General features: G+C 43.8%; 13 protein-coding genes. 9 read left to right on the top strand and 4 right to left on the bottom strand.

What is annotated here, in order from left to right; all coding sequences use genetic code 11:
- Positions 1 to 839: 839 nt before the first annotated feature.
- A complete protein-coding gene (locus tag H6550_10815) occupies positions 840 to 1,136 on the bottom strand; it encodes a GIY-YIG nuclease family protein (GenBank protein ID MCB9046610.1) in 297 nt (98 codons plus the stop codon).
- A 334-nt stretch (positions 1,137 to 1,470) separates the two neighbouring features.
- Here H6550_10815 and H6550_10820 point away from each other — a divergent pair, with 334 nt between their 5' ends.
- From H6550_10820 to H6550_10855, 8 genes are all read left to right on the top strand, one after another.
- Positions 1,471 to 1,701 (top strand): hypothetical protein, encoded by a 231-nt coding sequence (locus tag H6550_10820; protein MCB9046611.1) that lies wholly within the window; start codon positions 1,471 to 1,473, stop codon positions 1,699 to 1,701.
- 99 nt (positions 1,702 to 1,800) lie between these two features.
- Positions 1,801 to 2,709 (top strand): mechanosensitive ion channel family protein, encoded by a 909-nt coding sequence (locus H6550_10825; protein MCB9046612.1) that lies wholly within the window; start codon positions 1,801 to 1,803, stop codon positions 2,707 to 2,709.
- A 128-nt stretch (positions 2,710 to 2,837) separates the two neighbouring features.
- The gene (locus H6550_10830) at positions 2,838 to 3,842 is read left to right on the top strand and encodes a hypothetical protein (protein ID MCB9046613.1); all 1,005 of its coding nucleotides are present in this window, start codon (positions 2,838 to 2,840) and stop codon (positions 3,840 to 3,842) included.
- 165 nt (positions 3,843 to 4,007) lie between these two features.
- Positions 4,008 to 4,451, top strand: coding sequence for a 50S ribosomal protein L11 (gene rplK, locus H6550_10835; GenBank protein MCB9046614.1), 444 nt, complete (start codon positions 4,008 to 4,010; stop codon positions 4,449 to 4,451).
- Positions 4,452 to 4,483: 32 nt separating this feature from the next.
- Positions 4,484 to 5,179 carry a 50S ribosomal protein L1 gene (locus tag H6550_10840; GenBank protein MCB9046615.1) on the top strand — a complete coding sequence of 232 codons (696 nt, stop codon included), beginning with the start codon at positions 4,484 to 4,486 and terminating at the stop codon, positions 5,177 to 5,179.
- A gap of 48 nt (positions 5,180 to 5,227) precedes the next feature.
- A complete protein-coding gene (locus tag H6550_10845; GenBank protein ID MCB9046616.1) occupies positions 5,228 to 5,758 on the top strand; it encodes a 50S ribosomal protein L10 in 531 nt (176 codons plus the stop codon).
- Between the two features lie 64 nt (positions 5,759 to 5,822).
- Positions 5,823 to 6,203 carry a 50S ribosomal protein L7/L12 gene (gene rplL / locus H6550_10850; protein MCB9046617.1) on the top strand — a complete coding sequence of 127 codons (381 nt, stop codon included), beginning with the start codon at positions 5,823 to 5,825 and terminating at the stop codon, positions 6,201 to 6,203.
- 196 nt (positions 6,204 to 6,399) lie between these two features.
- Entirely contained in the window at positions 6,400 to 7,806 is a 1,407-nt protein-coding gene (locus tag H6550_10855; GenBank protein ID MCB9046618.1) for a hypothetical protein, read from the top strand.
- A gap of 78 nt (positions 7,807 to 7,884) precedes the next feature.
- Here H6550_10855 and H6550_10860 read toward each other — a convergent pair whose 3' ends face one another.
- Positions 7,885 to 8,517, bottom strand: coding sequence for a hypothetical protein (locus tag H6550_10860; GenBank protein ID MCB9046619.1), 633 nt, complete (start codon positions 8,515 to 8,517; stop codon positions 7,885 to 7,887).
- A 60-nt stretch (positions 8,518 to 8,577) separates the two neighbouring features.
- Entirely contained in the window at positions 8,578 to 10,368 is a 1,791-nt protein-coding gene (gene aspS / locus H6550_10865; GenBank protein MCB9046620.1) for an aspartate--tRNA ligase, read from the bottom strand.
- Positions 10,369 to 10,498: 130 nt separating this feature from the next.
- Here aspS and H6550_10870 point away from each other — a divergent pair, with 130 nt between their 5' ends.
- A complete protein-coding gene (locus tag H6550_10870) occupies positions 10,499 to 12,238 on the top strand; it encodes a hypothetical protein (GenBank protein ID MCB9046621.1) in 1,740 nt (579 codons plus the stop codon).
- Between the two features lie 35 nt (positions 12,239 to 12,273).
- On the opposite strand, the gene H6550_10875 is transcribed toward H6550_10870, so the two are convergent.
- The gene (locus H6550_10875; GenBank protein ID MCB9046622.1) at positions 12,274 to 14,397 is read right to left on the bottom strand and encodes a S9 family peptidase; all 2,124 of its coding nucleotides are present in this window, start codon (positions 14,395 to 14,397) and stop codon (positions 12,274 to 12,276) included.
- Positions 14,398 to 14,571 lie beyond the last annotated feature (174 nt).

The following is a 14,571-nucleotide window of genomic DNA, read 5'->3' on the forward strand; positions in this document are numbered from 1 at the left end:
GATGCCACGCCGGAGCGATGCCAAATTGTTAAGTAGCCGCGACTTCCTGAGAAATGGTGAAAATACTAACTTATTGACTACCAAGGCATTACCTGTATAATTGTTAAAGTTTGTTAAGTAAAACCATGTTTTGACAGGAAGGTACAGGGTATAAAAAAGCCCGCTTATCAGCGGGGCGGCGAACTTGAAGTGATGCTTTAGGTTGGGCATGGCGATATTTATTTTAGTGTGTACATTGTTAGCAAATATACGTTAAATATGTGATAATGTCAATTTTAATTATTGTCTGAATCAGGATTAACAGGATGATAAGATGGGCAGGATCGTTTTATGAGGGAGGGGTAGCTGAAGAATACGTGCTGCCGGTTACAAACCTGCTATATATTCGTCATTTAAGTTTTAAACTTTTACGAGGGGGAGGAAGTATCCGTAACTGATTGCGAATGAGTATCCTGTCCGACGCGTGGCTGGATTGCTTCATGCGTATTTGACGAGGCAAATACTCCTTCGCAATGACGTGTGTGGTGGTAGGTTGTGGGTTTGGTGTTCGGCTTCCCCCTCTCCCGTCATCGTAAGGAGAGAGGTACGAACGACCCCGCCTTCATCGGGGCAGGCGTGACGATCTAGTCACGCGTTTATTATTACGTGTGTGAACGAGATATTTTGCGAATGAGTCGTGTGTCCGGCGCGTGGCTAGATTGCTTCATGCGTATTTGACTAGGCAAATACTCCTTCGCAATGACGGGTGTGGTCGTGGTTGGCTGTGGGTGCGTTCGGCTTCCCCCTATCCCGTCATCGTGAAGAGAGAGGAACGAACGACGTGACGATCCAGTCCAGACTCAGTACTCTATATTATCTGCCAGGTCCGACCAATCGGGGTTCAGTCTGTTTATCAGTTGTTCTTTCTTTGAGCGTTTCCATGATTTGATGCGCTTTTCTTCTTCTATGGCAGATTCTATACTATCAAAGAACTGATAGTAGACAAGGAGCACACAATTGTATTTTGCTGTAAAGCTATCCGGGTAGACTTTGTTCTTATGCTCCCATGCTCTTCCTTCAATGTCGGATGTGACACCTACATACAACACTCTTTTGCTTACAGATGCCATAATGTATACCCAACCGCCTTTGAACATGTTATAAATATAGTACTTCGTGTGGCATATTGAAGTAATAGTGTGACGAATAAACATCTGTAGAATCATTTTGCGAATGAGTTGTGTGTCCGGCGCATGGCTGGATTGCTTCATGCGTATTTGACGAGGCAAATACTTCTTTGCAATGACGGGGAGAGTGGTGGTTGGCTGGATGGCCACGTACATAACGCCACGGGCGTTACTCCCTCGCCATGACGGTGTGTGATGTGATGGTACACTCCTTCGCAATGACTGGTGTGGTGGAACCCCCACACAATAAAATGACGTTCAAAACGTTATCCACATACACGCACTCACCAAAACATATTTCAAAATGAAACGACAAACACTGATAGCAATAACCGTTTTTGCTGCAAGCATCGCATTGACATCCTGCCAAAAGACATACCGGTGCTCCTGCCAGTTAATGGACTCTGCAACACCTTACCAGACCGATGTAAAAGGAGCCACTCGCGCTTCGGCAAAGCAGAACTGTACTGATATCAGCAAGGACCAGGACCAACCTTATTATGACGGGCCGTTGAATTGCCATTTGGTGAGCTAATTCCCTTTCGGGTAACGCTCTGCACACGCACAACAAATGACATAAATCACCAATATACCATTTACTAAATTGTATTTTTGCAGGATATAATTCCTGTTGATGGATCTTGTTCAATACATAAAATCATGGCTGGCCGACCACCCGGTGAGTGTAGACATCCTGAAATACCTGGTATGGATAGCGCTGATAGCCTTCGCGGTTTCATTTATCCGCAAACTACTGAAGAAGGCACTGCCTGATACGACCATCAGGTACAAGTCGCAAAAGGGCATAGAGATACTGGGCTATATACTCATCGTCTTGCTGACCATCACTTATTTCACAGGCCGCATCAGTGACCTTACGCTCGCCTTTGGTTTGCTGACGGCGGGCATTACGATTACCCTGCAGGAGCTGATACTGAGCATAGCAGGTTCGTTCTACATCTTCCTGGTGAAGGTGTACAAGCCGGGAGACAGGATAGAGATCAATGGTATAAAAGGCGACGTGATAGACATAGACAGCATATACACCACGATGATGGAAATAGGCGAATGGGTGAGCACGGATAACTACAGTGGCCGTATTGTTAAGCTGAGCAATGCGTTTGTATTCAGAGGGCCCATTTACAACTACTCGCAGGATTTTCCTTTTGTATGGGATGAGTTTGACCTGCCCATCAGGTATGGCTCAGATATTGAAATGGCCAAGTCGATAGTAATAGACATAGCCTCAGAAGAGTTGTCTGGTTATGTGCAGCAATCCATAGCCACCTGGCAGGAGATAGTAAAGAAGTACTATATAGAAGATGCCAACGTAGCCCCTACCCTGGCCATTACCATGACGGACAACTGGATGCAATTCAACCTGAGGTATATAGTTGATTACAAAAAGAGAAGGCATGTAAAACATGTGCTGAATGAGCAAATAGGCGTAGCCATCCAAAAGACGAACGGGGCGGTGAAGCTGGCTTCATCAACGGTAGAGATAGTGCGTATACCTACTGTTGACGTAAAGAGCGATAAATAAGGATAATTATCACCAATAAACTGTCGGGTATGATTGCGTACCTATGTTTCCTATATTTGGGCTGATATCCGGCCTGCCGATAACATTCGGAGGCTCAATAATAAACTACCTGAAAAGGTAATCTGAAAGTGTATAAACTGAACAACAAGATAGCTATTGTGATGCGTAACCTGTCACTGATCGTATTTATACTGCTGGTAGTTACTAATATAACATCGTGCAGGAAGGAGACCATAGAACCCGGCAAAATAGAGCAGGTAGACCTGAATACCATCTCCCGGCTGAACAGGATACACTTCATGAATGACTCCGTATGCATTGTTGGTGGTGGTGAAAGATTTCATGAGGCAGATATCATTACCAGCACAGACGCCGGGCAAAGTTGGTCGCTGGCATCGTACCCTGAGGCCGGCAAAGGCATGTATGGCATGGCTGTTGACGCAAATGGCAAGGCCTGGCTCTGCGGAACCGATGGTAAGCTGTTGGCAACCAATGACCACGGTGCTACCTGGTCTTTTCACCAACTCGCTTATTGGTGGTTCTTCAACTCAATGGCTTTTACTACCAATGGCAGATGTATAGCACTGGCCACCAACGCCCAGAATTATGGTACGATAGTAAGGATAGACAGCAATTACAACATTAGCGATACTACCTATATGAAATTCGGCCTGAATGATATAGCTATGCCTCTGCCGGGTACGGGTTATATAGCCGGTTTTGGTGCGGTACTGAAAACAGACAACGGCGGAGATAGTTGGGCGTATATGGATGTGAAAAATGACAATTTCATGTCGGTATACTGCCTGAATGAGCAGGAAGTATGGGTGTGCGGGTATAGGGGCACCATCTACCATACCACTAATGGCGGTACTACCTGGGACAAACTGCGCAACGGCAACCTGCTAATACAAAAGAACTACATGCTGCTGGACATATATTTTAAAGACAGCAACAAAGGCTGGGCCTGCGGCGAAGACGGCCTGCTGATATACACAACCGATGGCGGCAATAGCTGGACAGAGTATAAGAAATTCACCGGCAATGCATTGCGTGCTATAACACTGGCGCCTGACGGCAGGCTGATAATAGTAGGCGACAACGGCAGCATGTATAAGCTGGCTATTGATTAAAAACCGCGCCGGCAGCGCAACAGAAAAATAAATTTTTATTTTTTTGTTTTGAATATTAGTTCTACTTTTGCCGTCCAATTCTCATATTGCTCTTTATAAGAACGCATTTGGGAGAATAAGCGGGGAACAACCCCGAGATTCGTTAACACCAAAAAAGTCAAAAAAATGGCTAAACAAATCAGCGGCTTCGTTAAGCTGCAATGTAAAGGCGGCCAAGCCAATCCGGCACCACCGATAGGACCTGCACTAGGTGCCAAGGGTGTGAACATCATGGAGTTCTGTAAGCAATTCAACGCTCGCACACAGGACAAAATGGGGAAAGTCCTTCCCGTTGTTATCACAGTTTATGCAGACAAATCTTTCGATTTCGTAATCAAGACTCCTCCTGCTGCCGTGCAGTTGTTGGAAGCTTCCAAGAAAAAGAAAGGATCTCAAGAGCCTAACCGCAACAAGGTTGGTAAGGTAACATGGGCTCAGGTTGAAGAAATCGCCAAGGACAAAATGGCTGATCTCAACTGCTTCACTGTAGAAAGCGCCATGCGTATGGTTGCAGGTACAGCGCGCAGCATGGGTATCACGGTTTCAGGCGCAGCCCCATGGGACAATTAATCCATTGATTCACCTTATTAAAACTTAGTGCAATGGCTAAACTAACAAAGAAAAGAAAAGCTGCAGAAGCTAAAATAGATAAAGAAAAGAACTACTCCCTTGCAGAAGCTGCAGGGATGATGAAGGATATCAACTGTACAAGTTTCGACAGTTCCGTTGACCTTCACATACGCCTTGGTGTTGACCCTAAGAAGGCAGACCAGGCTATCCGTGGTACGGTGACGCTTCCACACGGTACCGGTAAAACAAAAACCGTTTTGGTGCTTTGTACTCCTGACAAAGAAGCTGAAGCTAAAGCCGCAGGTGCAGACCACGTTGGTTTGGATGACTATATCCAAAAGATCGACGGTGGATGGACCGATATAGATGTGGTTATCGCTACTCCTTCCGTAATGCCTAAGATAGGTAGGTTGGGTAAAGTATTGGGTCCTCGTAACCTGATGCCAAACCCTAAGACAGGTACTGTTACCAACGACGTGGCATCTGCCGTAAACGATGTTAAAGGTGGTAAGATCGCCTTTAAAGTAGACAAAGCAGGTATCATCCACGCCTCTGTTGGCCGCGTATCTTTCGAGCCTAACAAATTGGCTGAGAACGCTCAGGAATTGATCAACACATTGGTACGTATGAAACCTTCCACAGCTAAAGGTGTATACCTGAAAGGTGTGAGCATGGCAAGTACCATGAGCCCTGGTTTAACTATCGATACTAAAAGTGTAGCATCGTAAACGTGAAATTTGAAGGTTAATTATCCTTAAAAACATTTAGCAATGGCAATGACAACCGCTCAAAAAGGTGAAGTGATAGAAGCACTGAAAGAGAAATTCTCTCAGTATGACAACTTTTACCTTACAGATACAGAATCTTTATCAGCAGACCAGACGAGCAAACTTCGTCGTATCTGTTTCGAAAAGAACGTGGAAATGAAGGTGGCTAAGAACTCCCTCATCCAAAAGGCTTTGGAGCAACTTGATACTGATCGCTACACAGGAGCATTCGACTCTCTGAAAGGGGTTACAGCATTGATGTTCTCCGAGTCTGCAAAAGAACCTGCTGTCATCATCAGCACTTTCCGCAAAGACAACAAAACCGAAAGGCCTGTATTCAAAGCAGCCTTCATCGATGGCGATGTATTTGTAGGTGAAGAGAACATGACAGTATTGAAATCGCTTAAGAGCAAAACAGAGCTTATCGGCGAGATCATCGGATTGTTGCAATCTCCTGCCAAAAATGTTATCAGTGCGCTTAACGCAGGTAACAAACTGGCTAGCCTTGTTAAGGCGTTGGAAGATAGAGCAGCATCATAAATACGGCTTCCAAGTCCAACTATATTAAATTTATTTTTGAACTGAAAATTAAAACATCATTACGATGGCAGAACTTAAAGAATTCGCAGAACAACTCGTTAACCTTACAGTTAAAGAAGTTAACGAACTAGCACAGATATTGAAAGACGAATACGGTATCGAGCCGGCAGCTGCAGCTGTAGCTGTTGCAGGTCCAGTAGCAGGTGGTGGCGACGCCGGTGCTGCTGAAGAGAAAACTTCATTCAACGTAGTACTGAAAGCTGCCGGCGCTAACAAACTGAACGTAGTTAAAGTTGTAAAAGAACTGACTGGTTTAGGTTTGAAAGAAGCTAAAGAAATGGTAGACGGCGCTCCTCAGAACGTGAAAGAAGGTGTTAGCAAAGCAGAAGCTGACGACCTGGCTGCTAAGCTGAAAGAAGCTGGTGCTGAAGTTGAGATCGCTTAATTTCGGTTTTTACCAACAACATAAAAATGCCCCGTTACTCGTAACGGGGCATTTTTTATGCCATGAGATTGTAAAACAACCCCTGAAAACGGATATTTCACCACTATGTTTTCTTAAGAGTCATTCCCTTGGAAATATATCAGTAAATTGCCCCACTTATTTTTCATACAACAAAACAGCAAGAGCAATATCTTAAATGAAACGTTCCTTTGTGCAACCACTGCTGATCCTACCTGTACTGCTATTGCCGCTATTAAGCCCTGCACAGCAATTCATTGGTCTAAACACAACAGAATATGCTGCCATACAACATATGGCCACCAATCCTGCCTATGTTAACTTTTCTGAGAACGGGACAGAGGTATTGCTTTTTTCGGCAAACGGCCTGGCAGGCACTAATGCTTATGATTTCAAAAAGAAGTTCATCTACCAGGGGTTCAACGGGCAGGCAATAGAGAATAAGGATTATTACCGGGAACTGGAAGGCAGCAACAAAAACATGTGGGCCAATATTGAGATAAATGGCCCTGCCGTGTCATTTAAATATAAAGACATCCATCACTTCGGCGTTTTCACACGTGCCCGCCAGATTTACAGGGCGGGTAATATATCGGACGTAAATTTCGATGTACTGGGCAACAGTAGCAAGAAAATACCCAATGGTGACCCAATCACATTTACGAATGCAGGGTTCACTACACATACGTTTGCAGAAATTGGTTTCAGTTACGGAAGAATAATGGTCAATGATTACTACCATGTATTGCGAGGTGGCGTTTCTGTAAAATACCTGATGGGGTTTGTTGCCGGAAGTATATATGCGCCCGACCTACAGTATACTGCCAATTACGACAGTGTGAGGTCTGTAAAAGGAGATGTAAACGTCAATTATACCTATAATATCGGCCCATATATAGACCCCAACGCACAGAACGACCTGACATCATGGTTTGAACGTGCAGGGCGATGGGGCCTGGGATTGGACATAGGCGGACAATATGAATATCATCCTAATGGCACCCCTAATGAGCCTACACCCTACATGTTCAGCGTAGCAGCATCATTAACAGATATAGGAGGTATAGGTTATGTTGCGGATAAAGGCAGTGGTTCATATGGGCTTGCTATGAGCAATGTTGACACAGGGATACTTATCAAGCGTGACTATGAGGCCATGTCTGAATATATGCAGAAACTTGATAAGGACACACTACTTGGAAAGAAGGAAGAACATGAGAAGTTTCGTGTAGGGCTGCCTACTGCTTTCAGGTTGAATGCTGATTACAATGCAGGAGATAAACTGAATTTTGCTATAAACCTACTGTTGAACCTGAGAGGGAACAGCGCCACTGTATATAAACCGGCATATGTAAACTATATCAACTTTACCCCCAGCTACGGAGGCCGTAAAGCCAAAGTATCATTACCTTTTACCCTGATAGGCTACCAGACATTTACTGTAGGTGCAATAATACGTGTAGGCCCATTCTATTTAGGTAGCACATCAGCTGTATCATCGATAATGACCAATAAGATAAACAATATTGATGCCTATGCAGGCTTTATTTGGAAGTTCAGGCAGAATGAATTCCATTACTACTAGACATCCGGAAAATGGACATAAAAAGAGCAGCCACGCAATGCGTGGCTGCTCTTTTTATAGTATCATTAATATGTTCAATTAGTTTGCCAAATACTGAAGATATTCAGGAGGCAAAGGCCAGTTCAACTTCCTGAAATAAAACTCAGTGTACTCTAAGCTCATTGTGTCGGCAAATTGTTTTTCGGGTAATACACGGTATAATTTACCAAATAAATATCCCCTGTAGTTGCCGCCTTCTTCACCTATTATGTTTATAGTAGCATAACCCAATTTATCACCGGTATTTGCTGTATAAGTGTTATATATCTTCCTGCCTGCCAAGTCAACACGGCTGGTATCCAGTTTCACAAAATTCACCCTTGGGTTCATATCACCGGCAGTAACTGAGTAGGTATCAATACCTGAATATGGAGCAAAAGTAACCCTTAAAGTACGATGAAAAATGCTGTCGTCTTTAACCCTGGCTATTATCTGCGTATTACCTGCTGTATCTACATAGTAAAATGCGGGAGCATAAACCAGTTTCCTGTTGTTAAGTACACCTTCCATAGACCCAAGGTACACAGAAACACCACCACTATCGGGGCTCAGGGGGTTCAGCGCGGCACCATCATCTACATTAGGATTCGCATCATAGGCCCCGTTATTGCATGAAAACATAGCCATAGAGGCTCCTAATATCAATGCAGAAGCAATTAAAAGTTTCTTCATAGTACTTTATTACAGCTATAAAGATAATAATCTGAACAGAAAATCAAAACATAAGTCCCCCTATTCAGTAACATCTTTTTTAGTATTAACTATTCTGATATTCAACTCATCCAATTGTTTATCATCAACATATGAAGGCGCATCCAGCATTACGTCGCGGCCTGCATTGTTTTTGGGGAAGGCTATGAAATCCCTTATTGACTCCTGCCCGCCCATAAGCGCGCAAAGCCTGTCGAACCCCAGGGCAATACCACCATGTGGGGGAGCCCCATACTCAAATGCCCCCAGCAGGAAGCCAAATTTCTCATTTGCCTCATGGGCATCCATGCCCAGAGCGGCAAACATCTGTTGCTGAATATCCTTTTGATAGATACGGATAGATCCGCCGCCAATCTCGGTACCATTCAGAACAATATCGTAAGCATTTGCCTTTATATCGCCATATTTTTCAGGCATTGCCAGCCATTCTATATGTTCAGGCTTGGGTGATGTGAACGGGTGATGCCGCGCCACCCACCTGTCCTCTTCCGAATCATGCTCCAATAAGGGAAAGTCTACCACCCACAATGGCTTGTAGTTATCGGGGTTCCTGAGCCCCAGCCTGTTACCCATTTCCAGCCTTAATTCACTCATGGCTTTCCTTGCTTTATCGTCTGTGCCAACCAGTATCAATACCAGGTCACCGGTATCAGCGCCACAGAACCCGGCCAGTTGTTCAGGCTTGTTACCATCCAGGAATTTATCAATACTACTTTTGAATGTACCGTCCGCATTACATTTCAGGTATATCAGCCCTGTCATGCCTATCTGCGGGCGTTTTACCCATTCAGTAAGCTCATCCAGTTGTTTACGGGTATACTCCGAAGCGCCGGGCACTGTTATAGCTAATATGGTTTCCGCGTCGGAAAACACTTTAAAATCCACTTCACTCAGTACTTCTGCATACACATTATTGTTGGCCTTGCAGTTGTTAATGGTCATACCAAAACGGATATCAGGCTTGTCATTCCCATAACTCCACATTGCCTCCTCCCAGGTCATACGGGGAAAATCGTCATCAAAAGTGATACCTTTTACTTCTTTGAATAAGTATTTGACCAGCCCCTCGAAAGTTTGCAAAATGTCTTCTTGTTCAACAAAACTCATTTCACAATCGACCTGCGTAAATTCAGGTTGCCTGTCTGCCCGCAAGTCCTCATCGCGGAAACATTTTACCACCTGGAAATACTTATCAAAACCGCTGACCATCAATAATTGCTTAAATGTCTGCGGGCTTTGTGGCAAAGCATAGAATTGGTTTTCGTTCATGCGCGATGGCACGATAAAGTCCCTAGCCCCCTCAGGTGTTGATTTTATAAGGAACGGCGTTTCAATCTCCATAAAGCCCTGTCCATCCAGGTAGTTCCTTACAGAGCGGTTGATACGATACCGAAGGTCCAGGTTCCTGCGCAGCGGCTGGCGTCTCAGATCCAGGTAACGATATTTCATCAACAATTCGTCACCACCATCTGTTTCTTCTTCTATAGTAAAAGGAGGAACAGCGGACTTATTGAGTATTTTATAGTCTGACACTTCTATCTCAACATCACCGGTAGGTATCTTGGGATTTTTGTTACTGCGTTCCAGCACAACACCTGTAGCCTGTATCACAAATTCGCGGCCCAGTGGTGCCTTATCTAAAGCATTATTGAACTTTTCGTTGAACAAAAGTTGCGTAACACCATAACGGTCCCTGATATCAATAAAGGTGATAGCACCAAATTTGCGAACGGTTTGCACCCAGCCCGCCAATACAACTTCCTGTTTTACATTTTGAATACGTAATTCTCCACACGTATGCGAACGATACATAATATAGACATTTAAACGGCTGCAAGATAACTTTAATCAACCGATTGTTGATAAATCACTTTTATTATATCTGAGGTAATAGCTAATTTTCACGTACCGGACAGTATAGTACGGTATACAAAAACCTCTCGTGCCAGCTCTGACCAAAAAAAAGAAGCTCTTTATCGGCATAACAGCAGTTGTGATCCTGTTACTTATCGTGATCGGCAATATCGTTGCGGGCAGGTATAAGAAGATCATCCTGAATGTGCTGCCAAAGGCAGTTGCCGCCGGCACAGACAGCCTGTATCATATCTCGGTACAAGGAGCATCGCTCAATATCCTGACCAGGAGTATCACGCTTAGAGGCATTCATATATGGGCTGACAGCGACATAGTTGCCCGGAGTATAGCAGACAGTACTGCCAAGCCTATGTATGTGGATGTGAATATCCCACGTCTGAAGGTAAGCAGCATCATGTGGGACAAGCTAAAAGGAGGTGAAGGCTTTAGTTGCGGCCTGTTAACTATTGTGCGGCCTGCTATAGCTATTTACAAGACAGACTCGGCACTAATAAAAAAAGACACCTCCCATAGAACAGAGCAAAATAAAGAGTTTACTGCTAACACACTAAAAGTGATGAACGCCGATATCAGATACATTTTTCTAAATGGCGACGATTCAAATATTGTCAGCTTCAACAAGTGTGATGCTGAACTCAGCAACTGGCAGTATGGCCTTAGTTACCTGAGAGATACCAGCAAATTCCTGATGGCAGACCATGGAGAAATAATTGTGGGAAACTTCAGCTACGCTTCCCCCTCATCCATGTATAATTATTCGTGTACCAACCTGCGTTTCAGCAGCCAGGAGAATAAGATCACCGCTCGTGACCTGCGCATCAGGTTAAAAGGTACTACTGCTGAATTTTACCGGAAAGTAGATATGCAGAAGGAGATTTATGATCTGAACTTCCCAACCATAGAATTTGACAAGATAGACCGTAACAAACTAAAACAAGAACATATACTTACCTCCTCTGCCGTATACCTGAATCACAGCTCAATGGAGATATTGCTGGACAGGCGACACCCAGCTAATACGATCAGCAAATTGGGCAAATTCCCAAACCAGGTTGTAAGAAATATGAAGCTGCCGATATATATCGGCGAGATAAAAATAAACAAAGGGAGCGTGGCCTATGCTGAAATAAGCAATAAAACAGGGAAGAAAGCAACTATACATTTTGACAATATCGATGGCACGATAAGCAATGTAACGAATATACCCGCCTACCTGGAGAAAGACAGCATCGCGATAGCCCACTTGAATGCCAAGTTCAATAAATATACAGATGTAGACGCTTTGTTCCGGTTCTCCATGTCAGATCCTAAAGGAGCCTTCAGCCTTGATGCCAGACTTGAGGGGATGCAAAGCTACCAGGTAAGCGAACAAACAAAAGCATTTTCTTTGCTGGATGTAAAGTCGCTGAACATGAAAAGTCTCGACCTGAAAATATCAGGTAATGAATATGCAGCCGGAGGTTATTTTACAATGCTCTATAGCAACCTTGGGATAAGGATATTGAAGAACGAGACCAACCAGGTGGGTGAAAAGAAAACAAAAGGATTCCTTAGTTTCATTGCCAACAATATGATTCTCTATTCAGGCAATCCCATGCCCGGTGATGACGTCCGGCATATCAAAACACAGGTAAAAAGAGATGAGCTAAAATCATTCTTCAACCTTATATGGCAGAATATACTGGAAGGAGTAAGGGAAACCACCATCAGGGATATGCAAGTAATAGACTGGATAAAAAAGAATGATCAGCAAAAGAATGGCTTATTCAGTCCTGAAAAAAAACGGAAAAAGAAAAGGGGTGGTTGATCCACCCCCTTTTTTATTAAAACGATCTGCAGCTGTTATTGATAGCTTAATCCCATATTATACAACAGGAAAGCCCATTTATCTGCCTGCTCACTGATGATCATTGAAGTAGGTTTACCTGCACCGTGCCCAGCTTGTGTTTCAATACGTATCAGGGTTGGTTTATTACAACTTTGTGCAGCCTGCAATGCAGCGGCAAACTTAAAGGAGTGTGCAGGTACTACCCTGTCGTCATGGTCGCCTGTAGTGACCATAGTAGCCGGATAGCAGGTGCCCGGTTTTACATTATGCACAGGAGAATATCCCAGCAGGTAGTTGAACATATCAGCATTGTCATCGGCAGTACCATAGTCGTAAGCCCAGCCTGCGCCGGCGGTAAACTTATGATACCTTAACATATCCAGCACACCCACTGCAGGAAAGCAAACTTTGAACAGGTCGGGACGTTGTGTAAGGCATGCGCCCACCAGCAATCCGCCATTAGACCCGCCGGCAATAGCCAGGTAATCTTTTGATGTATATTTCTGATCTATCAGGTATTGTGCAGCAGAAATAAAGTCATTGAATACATTTTGCTTATGCAGCTTGGTACCCATATTATGCCAGCTATCACCATACTCTCCGCCTCCCCTCAGGTTGGCTACGGCATATATACCCCCGTTCTCAAGAAACACGATATTACTCACGCTGAAAGATGGCGTGAGGCTGATACTGAAGCCACCGTAACCATATAACAAAAGTGGGTTTTTACCATTCAATTGTGTACCCTTTTTGTAGGTTATGATCATTGGTATCAATGTACCATCAGGATATGAGGTGTAAAAAACCTGTTTGCTTTCATAGCTTTCGGGATCGAATTTCACACCTGATTTCTTATATATTTCTGTCTTACCTGATTTAATATCGTATTTGAATATCGTTGGAGGATAAACGTAGGATGTAAAGTTGTAATACAGCTCCGTCTCTTCTCTTTTACCACCGAATCCACTGGCAGTACCTAATCCAGGTAGTTGTATCACGCGCTCTTCTTGCCCGCGCATATCATACTGGCGCACTTCTGATACAGCATCTTTCAGGAAGCTCGCAAAGAACTTACCACCACATGTTGAGATGCTCATAGGGTATTTCATCTCTGGAATCAGTGGCAACCAGTTTCCTGATTGCGGGCTTTTAGCATCTACGATCATCAGTCTCCTGTTAGGAGCCCCCATATTGGTGAGTATATACAGCATACCATCTTCAGCATGTACTACATCCTGCTCATAGTCGAAACCTTTTACCATTGCAACTATAGGAGCATTCTTCTGTTTCAGCGACTGCACATACAACTCATTACCATAAGTAGCATTAGCAGCTGAAATAACAAGGTATTGCTGATCTTCTGTTACAGAGCCCCCGATGTACCTTCTTTGGGTTACGGTTCCACCAAAGATCAGTTCATCTGACGATTGAGGTGTACCTAACTTATGGAAGAATAATTTATGCTGCTGTGTCTTTCCAGACAGTTCACTACCCTCTTTGGGCTTGTCATAGCTACTGTAATAGAACCCTTCATTACCTCTCCAGGAGAGGCCACTGAACTTAATATCTACAAGGGTATCACCGAGCATTTTCCTGGTTTTAGTATCCAATATGATAACCTTCCTCCAGTCAGAGCCCCCCTCGGATATCTGGTAGGCGCAAAGAGAACCGTCTTTTGTGAACTGGATACCAGCCAGGGATGTGGTACCGTCTTTAGAAAAAGCATTTGGATCTAAAAACACTTCAGGTTTCCCGTTGCCTTTCTGGCGGAACAGGATGGACTGATTCTGCAACCCGTCGTTCTTATAGAAGTAAGTATAATCCCCTTCTTTAAACGGAGCGCTGTACTTTTCATAATTCCACAACTCAGTCAGTCTTTTCTTGATAGCATCGCGAAAAGGTATCTGGTCCAGGTATTCATTGGTTACTTTGTTCTCAGCCTTCACCCAGTCTTTTGTCTCCTGGGAGAGGTCGTCTTCCAGCCAACGATAAGGGTCATTGACCTTTGTACCAAAATAAACGTCCGACTGATCTGTTTTCTTTGTCTGCGGATATGTGCCCTTAAATGCTGCCATATCCTGTGCGTTTACTCCCATTCCAGATAGTATTGCAAGTATGTATAACGATATTTTATTCATCAAATGATATTTTAAAAACCCTTTATAAAATATGAACTACCTGCAAAATAACATTGATTTCAGTATCCTGTCAGGAGCTGGACAAAAATACCGCTCAAAATCACTCATATATCTGATCGTTATATGGTAATTTATTAACAAAATAGTGCATGGGATATAACTTAAGGATGTTAC

It is taken from the genome of Chitinophagales bacterium (assembly GCA_020636495.1).
Lineage (GTDB): Bacteria > Bacteroidota > Bacteroidia > Chitinophagales > Chitinophagaceae > UBA5543.